This is a genomic window from Nonomuraea basaltis (genome assembly GCF_005893125.1).
Classification (GTDB): Bacteria; Actinomycetota; Actinomycetes; order Streptosporangiales; family Streptosporangiaceae; genus Nonomuraea; species Nonomuraea basaltis.
Genome location: NZ_VCJS01000070.1, coordinates 24,446 through 43,261 on the forward strand (window position 1 = coordinate 24,446; position 18,816 = coordinate 43,261).

An 18,816-nucleotide genomic window follows, 5' to 3' on the forward strand; every position below is an offset into this window, starting at 1 on the left:
CATGGCAACTCGCCGTCATCTTGGCGCGACGAACAGAGTCTGAGTCGCCGTGCCGACCTCGCCGGTCTCGTCGTACAGGGTGGAGCGGGTCAGCCCGCGGCCGGCCGGGCCGATGACCGTCTCGGCGTCCATGCAGATCCACTCGCCCTCGGGGGCGCGGAACAGGGAGATCGTCAGGTCCACGTTCACGAACACGTGGGTGGCGAAGTCGACGGCGAAGCTGACGCCGTTGCCGCTGTCGGCGAACACCGCCAGGCGCTCCAGCGGGGCCGGCTCCTCGCCCTCGACCAGCGGGACCGTGAGCCTGCCCCACACCGTGGCGGGGCCGAGCTCCATGGGGCCGCCGGTGGCGAAACGCCAGTCGAGCGCCTTGCCGTAGCCGAAGCCGGAGCCCAGCCACGAGCGAGCGTGCTCCTCCGAGGGCGGCGGCACGGGGGCGGGCGGCCCCGGGACCGAGGTCGCGGGCGTGTCCGCCTCGCGGATGCGCCAGGCGCTCGCCCTGGCGTACTCGCGGCCGCCGGACGACACGCTCGCCGACAGGCACTGCACCCGCTTGCCGTCGCGCGTCACGTCGGCCGCGATCTCCAGCTCGGCCACCGGCACCGGCGCGAACACGTCCACGACCAGCCTGGACAGCTCCAATCCAGGGCGCGGCGCGGTCCTGGCCAGCTCGTGGACGATCAGGGCGGTGACCGGGCCCATGTGCTGGGTGCCCGGGTCCCAGGGGCCCTGCGTGTGCTCCGACGCCAGGTAGCGGCCCTCGGCCATGCGCGTGTACATCGACATAGAACTAAATTCTAGGATGGCCGCCGGACCTAGATCTCGTCGGGGATGTCGGCGATGTCGTCGAGCGCCGCGGCCAGCTCGTCCGGGTCGCCGCCGATCCGCTCGGCGATCTCGATCAGCACGTGGAGCACGTCGTGCCGATCGTGGCCGAGGTCGAGCAGGCGCTGCGCGGCCTCCCACAGCTGCGGCGGGTCGCCCTCCCACAGCCGGGTGGCGATCTCCTCGTGCCAGGCCAGGTGCTCCTGGTCGATCGTGCCGTCGTGGTCGATCTCGAGTAACGTACGCCGGTCGGCCTCGTCGGCCGGGTTGAGCCGGTCGAGCTCGATGCCGTTGTGCGTGCCCTGCAGATAGGGAAACGCGAAGACCCGTCTGGCCAGCGCCGACAGGTCGCCATCCGGCAGCAGGCGCTCCAGCAGCGGCCTGTCGAGCCCGAACGACGTCGGATCGCGGTACGCCTCCGGGAACTTTCCTGTGGCCTCCCACACCGCGTCAAGCGTGGCCTTGAGGCCCTGCTCGGGCAGCCCGGTGCGCTCCGCGGCGAAGCGGACCCACGCCGACAGCACGTGCGGCATCGCCTCCTGCTCGGCCACGCTCAGCATCACCTTGCGCGGCAGCCAGTCCAGCAGGAACGTCTCGCACTTGGTCGGGCTGACCCGCATCGGCCGGTTGAAGTCCTGCTCGCAGCCGTAGTCGATGATGTGGTCGGCGCACCGCGAGGCCGCCGACGGGTCGGACAGGTGCTCGGCCGCGTCCGAGGCCAGGAACTCCGCCGCCAGCATGGCCCGCCGCTCGCGGCTGTAAGGCGCCTCGATGTGCAGCGGGGCCGGGCGCTTGCGGCCCGGCGGCAGCGCCTTGATCCGGGCGCGGGCGAAGGCGTGGTAGGCGCTGTAGCTGTCGCTCACCGGGGGCGGCGTCTTCGGCTCCCTGGTGGCCTTCATCGCCGACTCCAGCAGCGCCCTGGCCTGCTCGGGCTGGATCTCCTCGAACAGCAGCATCGGGTTGCCCGCCGCCTCGGCCCTGGCCTGCTCGAGCAGCTTGTCGACCTGCGAGGACACCCAGGCGTCGCGGGCCATGCCGCTCATGTTGTAGTCGACGACCACGACCAGCGCGTGCCGGTCCGTCGGCTGGGCTGTCTCGTTCCAGCGGTAGGCGAAGGTGCAGATCACCGTGTCCTGGTCGCCGTAGGCGTCGCGGGAGACGTAGCAGCCGGCGGGCTTGACGGCGCCGACCTTGTCGGCCCAGCCGGGCCTGGCGACCCCCGACTCCATCATCGCCAGCGCCGCGCCCTCGGCCTTGGCGCCCTGGCGGGCCGTGCCGAGATAGGCCAGGCAGATCAGCAACGTCAGCGAGGCCGGGGTGCCGGCCTTGGCGGCGTAGTCGACCAGCCCCTCCCCGAGCACCTGCTCCACGTCGCCGCCCCTGACGCGCCTGCCCCACCAGGCGCCGATCATGTCGGAGACCATCAGCTCCGCGTCGAGAGCGGTGCGTACGGCGAGCAGCTCACGAGCCGCCTGCACCATCTCCTTGAACACGTCGTCTGGCGGGGTGCTCTCCCGGGGATCTCGTCGGTGTCGGCGCACACCCTCACTCTCTCGTATTCCAGGCGCAAACGGTGCGAGAACTCGGCCCGGTAACCCCGATGTTATCGGGGAAATAGTGCCGGAGGCGCGCTTTGGACATGGTGCCGGAGGTGTGAGCGGCATGGTGCCGGAGGCGCGCTATGGACATGGTGCGGAGGCGCGCTGTGGGCATGGTGCCGGAGGCGTGCTTCGGGCATCGTGTCCGAGGCACGCGAAGGACCTATGCCCGGAGCCGCGCGAACGGCCCTGTGCCCGGAGGCGTGCGATCGGCGCTATGCCGGAGGCACGCCTTATCGGGGTCCCCGCGGCGGAGGCGCCGAGTTCACGATCGCGAGCAGGTGCTCTCGCGCGATGCGTTCCACGATCTCGGGCGTCGCTGAGATGCCCAGATGCTGCGCACACGCGCACACGTCGGCGACACAGCGGTCGATCGTGTCCACGGGTACGGTCAGGAACTCTTCGGCCAGCCTGAGACTGACCGGTTCCCGCAGGAACCGTGTGGCCAGAGCGAGCATAGATGTGAGATTCCTCTGGAGACCCAGGGGCAAACCCCCAGGAATGTCTGCAGGGCGACTTGCGCTCTCATTTCACCTTTTCTCGGGCGGGTGTCAAGCCTCCTCGGAGCTTGTGTTCACTTCACCCGGTGCCCATTCATGCGAAGCTGTCTCCATGCGCATCCAGCTCGCCCAGCGGGACGAGGCAGACGAGCTCCTCGGCCGCAGCCCGCTCGCCCTGCTCGTCGGCATGCTGCTCGACCAGCAGATCCCCATGGAGTGGGCGTTCACGGGGCCTTACACCATCTCGGAGCGGCTCGGGCACGACCTCACAGCCGCGGAGATCGCCTCGTATGATCCTGAGGCGTTCGCCGCGCTGCTCGCCGAGAAGCCGGCCGTGCACCGCTACCCCAAGTCTATGGCGGCCAGGATCCAGCAGCTCGCGGCCTACCTCGTCGAACACTACGACGGACAGCCCGAGAAGATCTGGGCCGACGCCACGGACGGCAAAGAGTTGCTGAAACGACTCATGGCCCTTCCAGGATACGGCAAGCAGAAGGCCCAGATTTTTTTGGCATTGCTGGGGAAGCAGTTGGGGGTCCAGCCGTCAGGCTGGCGAGAGGCAGCCGGAGCCTACGGCGAGGAGGGGTCACACCGATCGGTCGCCGACGTCGTCGACGCCGAGAGCCTGGTCCGCGTACGTGCCGCCAAGCAGGAGGCCAAGCGCGCGACGACGGCCCGATAGCTGCGCTGTAACCTGATCTTGCTGCGCGACGTGGAGCGATTTTGACAGGATGCGTTGACCTTAGAGGCGACCGGGTGGCGGCGGGGGCTTCCGTCCGCACATGCCCATCGCCGATGATGTACTGCAGAATCCGGTCGCCCGGAGCTGCGCTACGCCGATACACGATTATGGAGATGTGCCGCGTGGGAGACCCTGGCACGCGACGGAGGTGCCGACCATGAGCGCCGAGACCTCCGTTCCCCGTCCCCGGGAGTCGGATGTGGACGTCTCAGACTCCGCCCTCTTCCAGGGCATGCTGTCGGAGGCCGAGTTCGCCTTCGCGTTCTTCGACGGCGACAGCCGCGTCCAGCGGGTCAACGAGGTGTTCTGTGATGTCGTCAGCGTGCCCGCCGAGCGCATGCTGGGCCGGCAGCCCGTCGAAGTGCTCGCCCCCGATCTCAGCCAGATCATCAGCCACGCCGTGCAGGCCGTCATCGAGACCGACGCGCCGGTCACCGAGGGCCGTGTGCGCGTGCGGTCGTCGGAGGGCGACACCAGGCACTGGTCGCTGTCGTTCTCGCCGGTCCACGACGACGCGGGCGAGCTGTGGGCGGTCGCGCTGGTCGGGCTCGACGTGACCGAGAGCCGCCAGACCGAGGAGGCGCTGCGCCGCAGCGAGGAGCGCTACCGCTCGCTGGTCGAGGCGCAGTCGCAGCTCGTCTGGATCACCTCGCCCACCGGCGCCGTCGTCGAGGACGCGCCGCAGTGGCGCGCCATCACCGGCCAGGGCCTGGAGGAATACCTCGCCAACGGCTGGCTGGAGGTCGTCCACCCCGACGAGCGCCAGCACACCGAGGAGGCGTGGCGCGAGGCGCTGCGCGGGCGCACCATGTTCGAGTGGAACTACCGGGTGCGCACCCGGGCCAGCGGCTACCGCCACTTCGAGGTGCGGGCCGTGCCGATCATCAGGCACGGCAGGGTCGTCGAGTGGGTCGGCGCCAACACCGACGTGACCCCGCAGCGCGAGGCCGAGGAGATGCGCGGCAGGCTGACCGACCAGCTCGGCGCCGCCGCCCTGCGCACCGCCCGGCTGCAGGGCGCCACCGCCCAGCTCGCCGAGGCGCTGACGGTCGAGCAGGTGGTGCAGGTCATCATCGACGTGGGCCGCACCGCCCTGGCCGCCGACCGCTCGGCGGTCGCGCTGCTCGACACCGACCGCGCGGCGCTCAAGCTGATCAACGGCGAGGGCATCCCCGAGGCGTCCGGCGCCTTCGGTGAGGAGATCCCGCTGTCCAGCTCCAGCGTGATGACCATGGCCGTCAACAGCCGCAGGCCGATGTTCGCCGAGTCGCCGGACAGCCTCAAGGCGCAGCTGCTGGAGGCCGGCGGCGACGAGGAGGTCCTGGCCAACTACCTCGCCCACAGCGACGAGCGGGCCTGGGTGGGGCTGCCGCTGCTGGCCGCGGGGCGGGCGCTGGGAGCGCTCCGATTCTCCTTCACCAGGCCGCAGAAGATCTCCCAGGAGGACGGCGTCTTCCTGGAGGCACTGGCCGGCCAGTGCGCGCTGGCGGTCGAGCGGGCCACGCTGTTCGAGCGCGAGCACCGCACCGCCGAGACGCTCCAGCGCAGCCTGCTGCCCGACCGCCTGCCCGTGGTCAAGGGCCTGGTGCTGGCCCAGCGCTTCCGCTCGGGCAGCCGCCACGTGCAGGTCGGCGGCGACTGGTACGACGCGTTCGTGCTGCAGGACGGGCGTGTCGCGGCCGTCGTCGGCGACGTCATGGGCAAGGGCGTCAAGGCCGCGGCGGGCATGGGCCGCATCCGCAACGCCATGCGCGCCCTGGCGCTGACCAACCCGCCGCCCGCGGCCGTGCTCACCGGGCTCGACCGCGTCTTCGAGGCGACCGAAGAGGAAGAGCAGGTCACGACCCTGGCCTACATGGTCGTCGAGCCTGTCACCGGCGAGGGCACGCTGGCCCTGGCCGGTCATCCGCCACCCGTTCTGGTTTCTCCGCAGGGCACGGCGATCCTGTGCGACGCCGAGCCCGGCACTCCGCTAGGCTGGCCGACCAGCCGCAGGCAGTTCCGGTTCGTGGTGCCGCCCGGCCATACCGCCGTGCTCTACTCCGACGGACTCGTGGAGAACAGGAAGCGCGGGCTGGATGCCGGACTCGCCGAGCTTTGCAGTGTTGTGACCGAAGCGCCGCCTGAGGTCGTAAGTAGTCCGCATATGTTGCTGGACTTCCTGGTTGACCGGATGCTGTCTGGATATGAACAGGATGATGACGTTACTGCGCTCGCAATACACGTCCCGCCAGCCACGAAGAGTGACTGAATGAAACAGTCATAACGGTTGCTTTCGGGTATCAGTGCCCCGCTTACGTACGCACTACTGTCTGGGTCGGCCTAGGGTGGAGGTCAACCGCCGGGAGGTGGCCGTACGGAGTGCGGGGTCATGCCAGAATGCTGTGCAGGTCCGTCGCGGTCCGCACGGCCTCACCGATCTCCGAGAGAGGCAACAGCCCCCCAGCGGGCATCTGGGTCCATTGTCGCCACGCGTTCGTTCGAGAGGTGTTCGTGTCGCCTGCAAGTTCGACTCGCTCGAAGCCACAAGAGCTGAACGAGCCCGTCATTCAGCGACTGCTCGAGCGTGGGCGCTCGCAGGGTTTCCTCGAGTCTGAGGATGTCCGTCAGGCCTTCGAGGAGGCGGACATCCCCATGTCGCACGCCGCCGCGTTTTTGCGGAACCTCAGCAAAGAGGGCGTGACCGTGGTGGTGACCGCCGCGGATTCGGCTGCGCCGAAGAAGTCTCGTGGTCCAGCAAAGCGCCGCACTGCCGCCCCCGTCAAGACCAAGACAGCGGCGGCCGCCAAAGAGCAGCAGCCCGAGACCGTGACCGCGGTCGTGGGAGCCGCTGAAGCCGAGCCGGCCGCCAAGAAGGCGGCCCCTGCCAAGAAGGCCGCCCCGGCGGCGAAGAAGGCCGCGGCTCCCGCCGCCGCCAAGAAGGCCGAGCCGAAGAGCGCTGGGCCTGCCGACAGTAAGCCGAAGGCATCCGAGTCCGACACGGACGACGACGAGGACATCGAGCTCGACGGCGACGTGGCGCTGGAGGACCTCGAGGACATCGAGGTCGACGACACCGACATCGTCGTGGCCGAGGTCGAGTCCGAGTCGTCCGAGGGTGACTCCGACACCGACGACTCCGAGGAGGGGCCAAAGCCCTCCGAGGTCGTGTCGCTGGAGAAGACCGAGGAAGAAGTCCTCATCCTCACCGACGACGACGATGACGCCCCGGTCGCGCAGGTCGCCGCCGCCGGCGCCACCGCCGACCCGGTCAAGGACTATCTCAAGCAGATCGGCAAGGTCCCCCTGCTCAACGCCGAGCAGGAGGTCGAGCTGGCCAAGCGCATCGAGGCGGGGCTGTTCGCCGAGGAGCAGCTCGGCGCCGGTGAGGCCGAGGGGCTGCCGGTCGACGTCAGGGCCGAGCTGGAGTGGATCGCCGAGGACGGTCGCCGGGCCAAGAACCACCTGCTGGAGGCCAACCTCCGGCTCGTGGTCTCGCTGGCCAAGCGCTACACCGGCCGCGGCATGCTCTTCCTCGACCTGATCCAGGAAGGCAACCTGGGCCTGATCAGGGCCGTCGAGAAGTTCGACTACACCAAGGGCTACAAGTTCTCCACCTACGCCACGTGGTGGATCCGGCAGGCGATCACGCGTGCCATGGCCGACCAGGCGCGGACCATCCGCATCCCGGTCCACATGGTCGAAGTGATCAACAAGCTGGCCCGTGTCCAGCGGCAGATGCTGCAGGACCTGGGCCGCGAGCCCACGCCGGAGGAGCTGGCCCGCGAGCTGGACATGACGCCCGAGAAGGTCGTCGAGGTCCAGAAGTACGGCCGCGAGCCCATCTCCCTCCACACCCCGCTGGGTGAGGAGGGCGACAGCGAGTTCGGCGACCTCATCGAGGACTCCGAGGCCATCGTCCCGGCCGACGCCGTCAGCTTCACGCTGCTCCAGGAGCAGCTGCACTCCGTTCTCGACACGTTGTCGGAGCGGGAGGCGGGCGTCGTCTCGATGCGCTTCGGGCTCACCGACGGGCAGCCGAAGACGCTGGACGAGATCGGCAAGGTTTACGGGGTGACCCGTGAGCGCATCCGCCAGATCGAGTCCAAGACCATGTCCAAGCTGCGTCACCCGTCCCGGTCCCAGGTGCTGCGCGACTACCTGGACTGAGCCGTCGCTTCACCGAGCCCCGCACGACATTTCGTGCGGGGCTCGATCATTTCTGCCATCTCTGCGCGCCCGGTCCCGTGACGCCGCCGCTCGGCGCCGTCAGGAGCCCGGTCTCGGCGGTGTCACGAGGCCGGTCTCGGCGTCGGGTGGCGTCGGCGCCGTCAGGAGGCGTCGGTGACGTGCACGTCCAGCGTCCAGGGGCGGTTGGCGCGCGACGGGGGCGTCAGGTCGACGGTGTAACCCATGGTGTCCAGGGTCTTGGCCAGCTCGTCCGGTGTCGACGGGGTGGCGTCCTGGCGCAGCAGGGCGCGGGCGATCTCGCCTCGGGTGGCCTTGGCCATGTGGCTGACGACCTTGCCGTCCCTGAACACCCGTACCGTCGCCGACCGCTCGCCCGGCTGCCAGGCCCCCGCGTAGGTGGCCGAGCGGAGATCCACCACCAAACCGGGGATCCGGTCCAGTTGCTTCGAGATTCGCGGCCGCCAGAAGGCCGCCAGGCCCCCGAGGGGCGGCAGGTTGACGCCCATCGAGAGCCGATAGGGCGGGATCTCGTCTGTGATTCGCACCACACCCCAGAGACCGGAGAAGATCAGCACCGACTCCTCCGCGCGGTTCCTGGCCGTGTCGTCCAGGGTGTTCAGGCCGAGGTTGTCGTAGAGGACACCGGTGTAGAGGTCGGCGGCGGGGAGCGCGGGGGCGGTCTTCAGCGCCGCGTTCTTGGCCAGTTCGCCCGCCAGGCCGGGCGTCAGGCCGAGCACGTCGAGGGCGTCGCGGCGCTTGGAGGCCCGGATGAGCGCGGTCATCACCCGCTTGCGGTCCTTGTCGAGCGCGGGAAGGGAGAGAGGCCCTATGGGAGGCCCGCTTCCCTCGGACGCCTTCCCCTCCGACGGCGGCAGCAAAATCAGCACAAGCACTTACCCTATTCGGGCTCTCATCGCGCTCTACCGCCGCACGTGGCTCGACGCCGGTCCGACGCTTTCCGCCGACAAGACACCCCAGTGGTCCGACGCTTTGCGTCGATGAAACACCCATCCTGTACGGCGGAGCCAACTGGGCTCCACCCGCCGACCAGGGCTGGGCTCTGTCCAGGGTGACGCTTACCAGGTGGGCGTGGCTGGGCGCCGCCACGGCGTCATCTGGGCCGCCCGCTTCGCCGAATCGTCGGCCCTTGCCCGCTGTCGCCGGTCGTCTGCGTAGGTCGCTAGGCTGCGCGGATGAATTTCGACTTGCTGTTTCACGAGGCGTGGCCCGCCTACGAGCAGTCCGTGCACGACGGATGGGTGCTGCGTTACGCGGGAGGTGTGACCAAACGGGCCAACTCGGTGCTGGCTCTGGGGCAGCCGGCCGACCTGGACGGTGCCATTGAGGCGGCCGAGGCGTTCTACGGCGAGCGGGGGCAGCGTTGTGTCTTCTCGCTGGGGCCGAACACCGCGCCCGGTCTGGACGAGAAGCTGGAGAGGCGGGGCTACGAGCTGGTCGACCCAACGGTGATCATGGTCGCTGGTTCCCGCGCCGTTGACGGCGCTGATGCCGGTGCGGGGGCACCGCTCGCGCAGGGGGTCAGGATCGGGAATCAGCCGTGGGCGGAATGGCTCAAGGCGTGGTGGGCCGTGGATGGGCGTTATGGGAGTGGGATCGACGATGCGGAGCGCATCTGTTCCGGCGTGCCGGCCTGGTACGGGGCTTATGAGGAGGGCGGGGTTGTGCTGGCCGTTGGGCGGGGGGTTCCGCAGGGGGACACGCTGGGGATTTCCTGTATGGCCACGTTGCCCGGGGCGCGTCGCCGTGGACTGGCCCGGGCGGTGCTGCGGGGCCTGGTGCGGCATGCGGCTGCAGGGTCCGCCTACCTGAGCGTCACCGCGCCCAATCTGGCCGCTCAGGCGCTGTATCGCGGTGAGGGGTTCGAGGTCGTGGGCCGGTATCACTATCGGGTTCGCTGATCATCTGGTGCGCCTGCGGCAAGGCCTTTACGCAGAACGGCGACCCCGGGCGTGCCCGGGGTCGCCGTCCTGATCATGCAATATGTGGTTATCTCATCACGACCAGCGCCGCCTTAGCGCTCGTCGTTGTTGGCTTTCGAAGGGGTTTCGCTGAGTCGAGCCGACTCGTCCAGGATGTCGGCGCCCTTATCGCGCAGCGCCGCAACGTGCTGACGCCCATGGTGGGCGCAGAACAGCAGCTCCCCGCCCACTGGCAGGGTTGCGCGAATGTAGGCCTGGGCGCCGCAGCGGTCGCAGCGGTCGAGGGCCGTCAGCGGCTTAACGGGGGCGAGAGCTCCAGTCACGTATCGCCTTTCGGGTCACCCCCGCCGAAGCGAGGATCTGGCGTCAGTCACTTGGACAACATCTAACCGGACGTGGAGCTTCCCAACCTCCCCCTCTCTACGCCCAGAGCAGAATGTGTCCCAAAGTAATGACGATCAGCCGGTTGGTAACAGCAAACGTGTCGCCATGGCAAGCTTGTACGCGTGCGCAGGGGAACAACGGTAGGCTACGCACACGTGTTCGATGCTTAGGACCAGGGGAGCTGGAGTGACGCTAGTGGAGGCGGGTTACACGGCTCGTCACCTGTCGGTGCTTGAGGGCCTCGAGGCTGTCCGCAAGCGCCCGGGCATGTACATCGGGTCCACCGACAGCCGCGGGCTCACGCACTGCCTCTGGGAGATCGTGGACAACGGCGTCGACGAGGCGCTTGCCGGTCACTGCGACCGGATCGAGGTCGAGCTCTATCCCGACGGCTCCATAGAGGTCCGCGACAACGGCCGCGGCATTCCCGTCGACGTCGAGCCCAAGAGCGGCCTGGCAGGCGTGGAGCTCGTCTACACCAAGCTGCACGCGGGCGGAAAGTTCGGCGGCGGCTCCTACGGCGCGTCCGGCGGCCTGCACGGCGTGGGCGCGTCCGTGGTCAACGCCCTGTCGGCGCGGCTCGACGTCGAGGTGGACCGCGACGGCCGCGTCCACGAGATCAGCTTCCGTCGCGGCGTCCCCGGGATCTTCGACGGCGACGGGCCCACCGCGAAGTTCAAGAAGAAGTCCGGGCTGCGCGTCGGCGCCCAGCTTCCCAAGAGGGTCACCGGCACCCGCGTGCGTTTCTGGGCCGACAAGCAGATCTTCCTGCCCGACGCCGAGGTCTCGCTCGACGAGATCCACGTGCGCCTGCGGCAGACCGCGTTCCTGGTGCCGGGGCTGACCCTGTCCGTCCGCGACAGCAGGCACGAGGAGCCCCTCGAGGAGGAGTTCCGCTTCGACGGCGGCATCTCCGAGTTCACCGAGTTCCTGGCCCGTGACGAGCCCGTCTGCGACGTGCTGCGGCTGCAGGGCGTGGGCCACTTCCACGAGACCGTGCCGGTCCTCGACGACCAGGGCCACATGACGCCCACCGAGGTGCAGCGCGAGCTGAGCGTCGACGTGGCGGTCCGCTGGGGCAAGGGCTACGAGTCGACCGTGCGGTCGTTCGTCAACGTGATCTCCACCCCCAAGGGCGGCACGCACCTGACCGGGTTCGAGCGCGGCCTGGTGCGCACGATCAACGAGCTGCTGCGCGAGACCCGTCTGCTGAAGAACGGCGACGACCCGGTCACCAAGGACGACATCTCCGAGGGCCTTACCGGCGTGGTCACGGTCAGGGTGCCGGAGCCGCAGTTCGAGGGCCAGACCAAGGAGGTCCTCGGCACCTCGGCGGCCACCCGCATCGTCTCCCACGTCGTCTCACGGGAGCTGAAGGAGCTGTTCACCAACCCGCCGCGCGGCTACAAGCAGCCGCTGCGGGCGGTTCTGGAGAAGATCGTCACGGCTGCCAAGGCCCGCATCGCGGCCCGCGAGCACCGCGACAACCAGCGGCGCAAGAGCGCGCTGGAGAGCTCGGCGCTGCCGGCCAAGCTGGTCGACTGCCGCAGCGACGGCGTGGACCGCAGCGAGCTGTTCATCGTCGAGGGCGACTCGGCGCTGGGCACGGCCAAGCTGGCCCGTGACTCGGAGTTCCAGGCCCTGCTGCCGATCCGGGGCAAGATCCTCAACGTACAGAAGGCGTCCGTGAGCGACATGCTCAAAAACGCCGAGTGCGCCGCCATCATCCAGGTCGTCGGCGCCGGCTCCGGGCGCTCGTTCGACATCGAGGCCGCCCGCTACGGCAAGGTCATCCTCATGGCCGACGCCGACGTCGACGGCGCCCACATCCGCTGCCTGCTGCTGACGCTCTTCCACCGCTACATGCGGCCGATGGTGGAGGCCGGGCGGGTGTTCGCCGCCGTGCCGCCGCTGCACCGCATCGAGCTCACCAACCCCGGCCGGGGCAAGGAGAAGTACATCTACTGCTACTCCGACGCCGAGCTGCAGAGGGTGCTGCGGGACCTGGAGCGGCGCGGCAAGCGGTGGAAGGACCCGGTGCAGCGCTACAAGGGTCTGGGCGAGATGGACGCCGACCAGCTGGCCGAGACCACGATGGACCCGCGGCACCGGATCCTGCGCAGGGTGCGGATCGAGGACGCCGAGGGCGCCGAGGGCATCTTCAACCTGCTCATGGGGAGCGAGGTGGCGCCGCGGCGAGAGTTCATCGTCAACAGCGCCGCCGAGGTCGACCGTGACCACATCGACGCCTAGAGGCGCGTGAGGCGTGCAGGGCCCCCTTACCCCCGCAGGGCCATGCGGGGGCGCGTAGGGGCACTACAGGGCGTTCCTGGGGCGGTTGGGCGGGAGAGCAGCGCCACCCGCAGTCGATGAACGCTGTATGACGACGTTCCGAAGCGAGATCAGCAGTCCGAAGCGGTCAGGCGGCCGGTGCGGACGTCGTAGATCGCGCCGGCCACCGGCATGTCCGCCGGCAGGAACGGGCTGGTCCTGATACGGGTGAGATCGTGGCGGAGCGCCTGGTTCTGGTCGGGCACCGTGTGGAACTCCAGGCTGCGGGTGTCCACCCCGCGCTCGCTGGTGAGAGCGTGTACGTCCGAGTCCGTCACCTTGGCCATGCCGCAGTCCGTATGGGGCATGACGAGCACCCGCTCGACGCCGAGCAGGTAGACGGCCAGCACCAGGGTACGCAGGACGTCGTCCGTCACGCGGGCGCCGGCGTTGCGGAGGATCTTGGCGTCGCCCGCCTCCAGGCCCAGCAGGCCCAGCGGGTCGATGCGGGAGTCCATGCAGGTCACGACCGCCAGCCCGCGGGCTGCCCGGCCGGTGAGCTCGGAGTATCCGAAGTCCTTCGCAAACTTGGTGTTGGCGGCATACAGGTCGTCGAACGCACTCATGTCAGAGATGATCCCGCATGTCCCAAAACGGGTGACTTCCGGGGTCGCGACAGGCTGGACTTCCCGAAGGTCCCACGAAAACACGTCACCTTGCGTGATGATGACGTAGCCGTATGTACGTGATCGAAGAAGGTTAGTCGTGAGTAGGTCCGAATCGCTCGCTGCGTATCTCCGTGCCCAAGCCTGGCGCCGCCTCGACCGCGTGGAGTCCAATGACGGCGGCCGCAACGCCAAGTGCGCGCTGGCCCTCCTCGACACCGCGATCTACGCGGCCGGCCTGCCCGACGACGACCCGCTCATCCTCATGCTGGACGAGGCGGGATGCTTCGGGCCGCTGGGATGTGAGCGGTTCGACCCGGGGGAGGCGGGCACCCGGCTGATCCGGCACTGGGAGGGCGGCGAGCCGCACGAGCTCCTGCTCGCGCTCCCGGCCGCCATCGCCGCCTCGGCCTCGTAACCGGTCGAGGATTGCCGGGGACTGCGGTCTGCGCGTGCGGTGACGGATTGCACCCCGGCGTGGGGGTCAGGGTTTGCGGCCGACTCTCACGTACCACCACTCGCTGCCCGCGAGCTCGGTCTCCCACGGCTCGTCGGGACGCCAGTCCGCCACGTGCGTCACCCCGGGCTCGACCAGGTCGAAGCCGTCGAACATGCGCGCCGTTGTCGGCCTTGGCGTACTCCTCGACCCCGGCGAACGTGGCGGCCGCGAACGAATTGGCCTTGGCGAAGCCGAAGAACCCGATGCGCTTCGGCCCGTTCGAGGCCGTGGCCGACGTGTGGCGCCCGGCTGGGCGCCGCCCGCGTCGGGATTCACGCAGGCGGCGGCCAGCAGGGCCACCGCGGCCAGAGCGGGTAACGCAGTCCACCGGACCATCTCGGTCTCCGTCGCATCGGCGACAGGCGTGGCAGAGGGGAGTGCCGGGACTTCGTGCCTGTGATCATAGAGAAGCCGATGCGAATGGGACTCATGTTTCAGGCGGGTTCGTTGCCCGGCTTCCACTTGATGCCGCAGCCGAGCGACGGGTTCTGCTCCGCGGGCACGTCACCGCCCTCCAGCAGGGCGTTGATGGCCGCCCGCAGGGACGAGCCGGTCACCGGCACGGAGTTGCCCGGCCGGGCGTCGTCGAACTCGCCCCGGTAGACGAGCTGGAGGTGGGCGTCGTACAGGAAGAAGTCCGGCGTGCACGCCGCCTTGTACGCCTTGGCCACCTCCTGGGTGTCGTCCAGCAGGTACGGGAACGTGAATCCGGCCCGGGCGGCCTGCTCCGCCAGGTGTGTGGGGTCGTCGTCGGGATAATTGACGCTGTCGTTGCTGCAGATGGCGACGATCGACAGCCTGGCCCCGTAGTCCGCGGCCAGCGCGCCGAGACCCTTCTCGATATGCCGCACGTAGGGACAGTGGTTGGACAGGAAGACCACGAGAGTGGCGGGAGAGCCCTTGAGGTCTCCCAGCGAGACGCTGCCGCCGTTGATGGCGGTGAGGTCGAAGTTGGGCGCTGGAGTGCCGAGCGGAACCATGAACGAGTTGACAGCCATGGCACCATTTTCGTCCGTAGACAGGCGTGCGAAACGACTCTCACTCTCTCAGAGGTGAATGATGAGCGGCATCGCGGAATTCCGGAGCGTGGTCCTCGACACTCCCGACCCCAAGGGGCTGGCGGAGTTCTACTCCCAGCTGCTGGGCTGGCCGGTCACGTCGGTCGAGGACGACTGGGTGGTCGTGTCCGACGGCGGGCCGCCCAGGCGGCTGGCCTTCCAGCTCGCGCCGGACTTCCGGCGGCCGACCTGGCCGGATCCGGAGCGGCCGCAGCAGTTTCACCTCGACCTCCACGTGGACGACCTGGACGAGGCGGAGAAGCGGGCGTTGGGCATCGGCGCGGTCAAGCATGAGCACCAGCCCAGCGAGGAGGACAGCTTCCGGGTGTTCCTCGATCCGGCCGGCCACCCGTTCTGCCTCTGCCGGGACTGAGCCGCCGCCCGCCGTGACCGGCCCCGCCGCGGGGCGGGGCCGGCGGGCTCCGCGCCGGCGAAGCCCAGCGGATGCACGTGCCACCAGATCGCGTGCTCTTTCCACGACGTCACGCTAGTGAGCCTAGGTAACGCCGGCGTGCGCCACGGAGCGCACGGCGGCACGCCACACCACGACCCGGGGCCGGATCGGCGGCCGGGTCGCGGAGAGGGCGTCAGAGGGACGTCGGCTCGTCCCCAGGCGGGGCCGACGGCCTGTCGCCTGCGGGCAGAACGTCGGGTCCGGAGGCCAGGGCGCCGCCGATGGCGCCGATGGTGTGGGTGAGGCGGACGCCGGAGCCGTCCCGCCGCCCGAGCTCCTCCGGCAGCGGCACCGGCTTGCCCACCGCCGAGACCGCCTTGGCAGGCGCGGTCCCGGCCCACGCCAGCAGCAACTCGTCCTCGCCCCTCAGGAACCGCTGGGCCCGCACCCCGCCGGTCGCCCGCCCCTTGGCCGGGAACTCGGCGTAGTCGGACACCTTGCCGCCACCCACCTGCGTCCCGGGCAGCGCGGTGGACGACCCGGCGACCGTGACGACCTGCGCGGGACGGTCCGGATCGACCACGCCGAACCAGACCACCCTGGCCCCGCCGTCCAGCCGGATGCCGGACATGCCGCCCGCCGGCCGCCCCTGCGGGCGCACGAGCGCGGCGGAGAAACGCAGGAGCTGCGCGTCGGAGGAGATGAACACCAGATCGTGCGACTCCGACACCAGCTCAACGGCCCCCACCACGCTGTCGCCGTCCTTCAGCGTGATGACCTCGAAGTCGTCGCGGTTGGCCGGATAGTCCGGCACCACCCGTTTGACCACGCCCTGCGCCGTGCCCAGCGCCAGCCCGGGCCCGTCGGGATCGAGCGAGCCCAGGCCGACGACCTTCTCGTCGGGCTGCAGGGAGACGTATTCGGAGACCGGATGGCCGCCCGACAGCGAAGGCGGGTTGTTCGTGGGCGGCAAGGTGGGCAGGTCCACGACCTGGACGCGGATGAGCCGGCCCAGCGACGTGACGACGCCCACCTCGCCGCGTACGGAGGTGCGTACCACGGAGACCAGCACGTCGTGCGCCTGGCGCTCGCCCTCGCCCGGCAGCGGCGTGGCGTCGGGGGTGCGGGCCAGCAGGCCGGTCGACGACAGCAGCGCCAGGCACGGGTCGTCGGCCACCTGGAGCGAGACCATCGGGGTGCGGGCGACGCCCGGCGACTCCAGCAGGATCGTGCGGCGCGGCGTGGCGTACTTCTTGGCCACGTCGGCCAGCTCGCCGGAGACGACCTGGCGCAGCTTGGTCTCCGAGGACAGGATCTCCGTGAGCTTGGCGATCTCGTCGCTCAGCGTCTCCTTCTCGCGGTCGAGCTCCAGCTTGTCGTAGCGGGTCAGGCGGCGCAGCGGCGTGTCGAGGATGTAGGCGGCCTGGATCTCGGTCAGGTCGAACACGTCCATCAGCCGCGTCCGCGCCTGCGCCGAGTCGTCGGAGGCGCGGATGACCTGGATGACCTCGTCGATGTTGAGCAGCGCGGTGATCAGGCCGTCGACCAGGTGCAGGCGCTCCTCGCGCTTGCGGCGCCGGAACTCGGACCTGCGGCGCACGACCTCCAGCCGGTGGTCGACGTAGACCTGGAGCAGCTCGCGCAGCCCGAGCGTACGCGGCTCGCCGTCGACCAGGGCGACGTTGTTGATGCCGAACGTCTCCTCCATCGGCGTCAGCCGGTAGAGCTCCTCCAGGACGGCCTCGGGGATGAAGCCGTTCTTGATCTCGATGACCAGCCGCAGGCCCTTGTGCCGGTCGGTGAGGTCCTTGAGATCGGCGATGCCCTGGAGCTTCTTGCTGTTCACCAGCTCCTTGATCTTGGTGACCACGCGCTCGGGGCCGACGTTGTAGGGCAGCTCGGTGACGATGATGCCCTTGCGGCGCGGCGTGATCTGCTCGACCACGCACTTGGCCCGCATCCGGAACGTGCCGCGCCCGGTCTCGTACGCGTCTCGCACCCCCTGCAGCCCGATGATCGAGCCGCCGGTCGGCAGGTCGGGGCCCGGCACGAACTTCATCAGCTCGTCGAGCGTCGCGCCAGGATTCTTGATCAGGTGCCGGGCGGCGGCCACGACCTCGGTGAGGTTGTGCGGCGCCATGTTGGTCGCCATGCCGACCGCGATGCCGCTCGTGCCGTTGACCAGCAGGTTGGGGAACGCCGACGGCATGACGACCGGCTCGGTCTCCTGGCCGTCGTAGTTGGGCTTGAAGCCCACGGTGTCTTCGTCGAGCGACTCGACCATGAGCATGGCCGCCGGGGCCAGCCTGGCCTCGGTGTATCGCATGGCGGCGGGCAGGTCGTCGGGCGAGCCGAAGTTGCCGTGCCCGTCCACCAGCGGCAGCCGCATGGAGAACGGCTGCGCCAGCCGCACCAGGGCGTCGTAGATGGCGGAGTCGCCGTGCGGGTGCAGCTTGCCCATGACGTCGCCGACGACGCGCGAGCACTTGACGTGGCCGCGGTCAGGACGCAGCCCCATCTCGCTCATCGAGTAGAGGATGCGCCGCTGCACGGGCTTGAGGCCGTCACGAGCGTCGGGCAATGCCCGCTGGTAGATCACCGAGTAGGCGTACTCGAGAAAGCTCGTGCGCATTTCGGAGGAGACGTCGATGTCGACGATCCGCTCCTCGAAGTCCTCGGGCGGGGGTGCTGTCGTGCGTCGGGCCATGTCGAACATTGTGCCGAAGGTATTCGGGTGCCCGCGACTCGTTCGCGTGATGAGTCGCGTGAGGAGGCGAGGGTCTTGACCAAGCAATTGCTTGGGTCGTACGTTCGGGTCGTGGACTACCCCTTGTCTCCGGAGGCGTCATGATCGAGTTCCATCCCGTGACCAAGCACATCGGCGCCGAGGTCACCGGGGTCGATCTGCGCAAGCCGCTGTCGCAGGAAGAGGCGGCGACCCTGCGGGAGGGCTGGCTCAAGCACCTCGTTCTGTTCTTCCGCGACCAGCACATCGAAGACGAGCAGCACCTGCAGTTCGCCCTGAACTTCGGCACGCTCAACCACCCCGCCTTCAAGAAGGACTCCACCAGCCCCATCCACGTGCTCGACCAGACCTCCCCCAAGGGGGAGGGCGGCGACGAGTGGCACAGCGACAACACCTTCGAGCCCACGCCGCCGATGGGCTCCCTGCTGCGCTGCGTCCAGCTGCCCAGCGTGGGCGGCGACACGTGCTGGGCCAACACCTACCTGGCGTACGAGACGCTCTCGCCGTCCATCCAGCGGCTGTGCGACGAGCTGACGGCCGTGCACGACATCACGATGTCGATGAAGAAGGCGATCTCGAAGGGGCACCCGTTCGACCTGGAGGAGATCCAGGCCAAGTGGCCCCCGATCGAGCGCCCGGTGGTACGCGTGCACGCGGAGACGGGCAGGAAGGCCCTCTTCGTGAACCGCTCCTCCACGACCCGCCTCGTCGGCCTGTCGGACCGGGAGAACGAGGCCCTGCTGCCGCTCCTGATCGACCACATCCGCTCCCCGGAGTACCAGTGCCGCCTCAAATGGCGACCGGGCACGATGGCCTTCTGGGACAACAGGCCGACGCAGCACTACGCGGTGGCGGACTACACCGAACGCCGCCGCATGCACCGGGTCACGATCAACGCTTTCCCGGAACACGCGGACCCATCCTGACGTGTCTCGCCGCAACCACCTGGCCGGCCCACAATGCGCACGTAACAGCGCCCGGCCCCGTGAACCGGAGGAGCGTTCCCCTGGACGGGGCCTGGCCA

17 protein-coding genes are annotated in these 18,816 nt (G+C 69.3%); 8 read left to right on the plus strand and 9 right to left on the minus strand.

Translation table 11 applies throughout. From position 1 onward, the window contains the following. Positions 1-15 precede the first annotated feature (15 nt). From EJK15_RS30045 to EJK15_RS30055, 3 genes are all read right to left on the minus strand, one after another. A complete protein-coding gene (locus EJK15_RS30045) occupies positions 16-786 on the minus strand; it encodes a thioesterase family protein (RefSeq protein WP_138713841.1) in 771 nt (256 codons plus the stop codon). Between the two features lie 29 nt (positions 787-815). After that, the gene (locus EJK15_RS30050) at positions 816-2,306 is read right to left on the minus strand and encodes a hypothetical protein (protein WP_240777304.1); all 1,491 of its coding nucleotides are present in this window, start codon (positions 2,304-2,306) and stop codon (positions 816-818) included. Between the two features lie 350 nt (positions 2,307-2,656). Further along, positions 2,657-2,881, minus strand: a complete 225-nt coding sequence (locus tag EJK15_RS30055) for a hypothetical protein (protein WP_138713842.1) — start codon at positions 2,879-2,881, stop codon at positions 2,657-2,659. Between the two features lie 154 nt (positions 2,882-3,035). Here EJK15_RS30055 and EJK15_RS30060 point away from each other — a divergent pair, with 154 nt between their 5' ends. The 3 genes from EJK15_RS30060 (at position 3,036) to EJK15_RS30070 (ending at position 7,814) form a co-directional block, all read left to right on the plus strand. Continuing rightward, positions 3,036-3,605 (plus strand): HhH-GPD-type base excision DNA repair protein, encoded by a 570-nt coding sequence (locus EJK15_RS30060; protein ID WP_138713843.1) that lies wholly within the window; start codon positions 3,036-3,038, stop codon positions 3,603-3,605. A gap of 217 nt (positions 3,606-3,822) precedes the next feature. Beyond that, positions 3,823-5,916, plus strand: a complete 2,094-nt coding sequence (locus EJK15_RS30065) for a SpoIIE family protein phosphatase (protein ID WP_138713844.1) — start codon at positions 3,823-3,825, stop codon at positions 5,914-5,916. Between the two features lie 242 nt (positions 5,917-6,158). Next, positions 6,159-7,814, plus strand: a complete 1,656-nt coding sequence (locus EJK15_RS30070; protein WP_138713845.1) for an RNA polymerase sigma factor — start codon at positions 6,159-6,161, stop codon at positions 7,812-7,814. A 161-nt stretch (positions 7,815-7,975) separates the two neighbouring features. On the opposite strand, the gene EJK15_RS30075 is transcribed toward EJK15_RS30070, so the two are convergent. Then, positions 7,976-8,722 carry a YaaA family protein gene (locus EJK15_RS30075; protein WP_138713846.1) on the minus strand — a complete coding sequence of 249 codons (747 nt, stop codon included), beginning with the start codon at positions 8,720-8,722 and terminating at the stop codon, positions 7,976-7,978. 306 nt (positions 8,723-9,028) lie between these two features. Here EJK15_RS30075 and EJK15_RS30080 point away from each other — a divergent pair, with 306 nt between their 5' ends. Further along, positions 9,029-9,754, plus strand: a complete 726-nt coding sequence (locus EJK15_RS30080; protein WP_138713847.1) for a GNAT family N-acetyltransferase — start codon at positions 9,029-9,031, stop codon at positions 9,752-9,754. Between the two features lie 113 nt (positions 9,755-9,867). Here EJK15_RS30080 and EJK15_RS30085 read toward each other — a convergent pair whose 3' ends face one another. Further along, a complete protein-coding gene (locus EJK15_RS30085) occupies positions 9,868-10,098 on the minus strand; it encodes a DUF7455 domain-containing protein (protein ID WP_138713848.1) in 231 nt (76 codons plus the stop codon). A 223-nt stretch (positions 10,099-10,321) separates the two neighbouring features. On the opposite strand from EJK15_RS30085, the gene EJK15_RS30090 reads away from it, so the two are divergent. Next, a complete protein-coding gene (locus tag EJK15_RS30090) occupies positions 10,322-12,412 on the plus strand; it encodes a DNA gyrase/topoisomerase IV subunit B (RefSeq protein WP_138713849.1) in 2,091 nt (696 codons plus the stop codon). Positions 12,413-12,561: 149 nt separating this feature from the next. Here the strand turns inward: EJK15_RS30090 and EJK15_RS30095 are convergent, their stop codons facing one another. Then, positions 12,562-13,056 (minus strand): beta-class carbonic anhydrase, encoded by a 495-nt coding sequence (locus tag EJK15_RS30095; RefSeq protein WP_138713850.1) that lies wholly within the window; start codon positions 13,054-13,056, stop codon positions 12,562-12,564. A 139-nt stretch (positions 13,057-13,195) separates the two neighbouring features. Between EJK15_RS30095 and EJK15_RS30100 the strand changes: the two genes are divergently transcribed. Next, entirely contained in the window at positions 13,196-13,513 is a 318-nt protein-coding gene (locus EJK15_RS30100) for a hypothetical protein (protein ID WP_138713851.1), read from the plus strand. A gap of 66 nt (positions 13,514-13,579) precedes the next feature. Here the strand turns inward: EJK15_RS30100 and EJK15_RS30105 are convergent, their stop codons facing one another. Beyond that, positions 13,580-13,708, minus strand: a complete 129-nt coding sequence (locus EJK15_RS30105; protein WP_138713852.1) for an SAM-dependent methyltransferase — start codon at positions 13,706-13,708, stop codon at positions 13,580-13,582. A 320-nt stretch (positions 13,709-14,028) separates the two neighbouring features. Next, a complete protein-coding gene (locus tag EJK15_RS30110) occupies positions 14,029-14,592 on the minus strand; it encodes a thioredoxin family protein (protein ID WP_138713853.1) in 564 nt (187 codons plus the stop codon). Positions 14,593-14,653: 61 nt separating this feature from the next. Here EJK15_RS30110 and EJK15_RS30115 point away from each other — a divergent pair, with 61 nt between their 5' ends. Then, positions 14,654-15,025 carry a VOC family protein gene (locus EJK15_RS30115; RefSeq protein WP_138713871.1) on the plus strand — a complete coding sequence of 124 codons (372 nt, stop codon included), beginning with the start codon at positions 14,654-14,656 and terminating at the stop codon, positions 15,023-15,025. Between the two features lie 214 nt (positions 15,026-15,239). Here EJK15_RS30115 and EJK15_RS30120 read toward each other — a convergent pair whose 3' ends face one another. After that, complete coding sequence (locus tag EJK15_RS30120) at positions 15,240-17,762, minus strand: DNA gyrase/topoisomerase IV subunit A (protein WP_240777299.1); 2,523 nt, start codon at positions 17,760-17,762, stop codon at positions 15,240-15,242. Between the two features lie 131 nt (positions 17,763-17,893). Here EJK15_RS30120 and EJK15_RS30125 point away from each other — a divergent pair, with 131 nt between their 5' ends. Beyond that, on the plus strand, positions 17,894-18,718 hold the full coding sequence (locus tag EJK15_RS30125; RefSeq protein ID WP_138713855.1) for a TauD/TfdA dioxygenase family protein: 825 nt from the start codon (positions 17,894-17,896) through the stop codon (positions 18,716-18,718). The last annotated feature ends 98 nt before the right edge of the window (positions 18,719-18,816 follow it).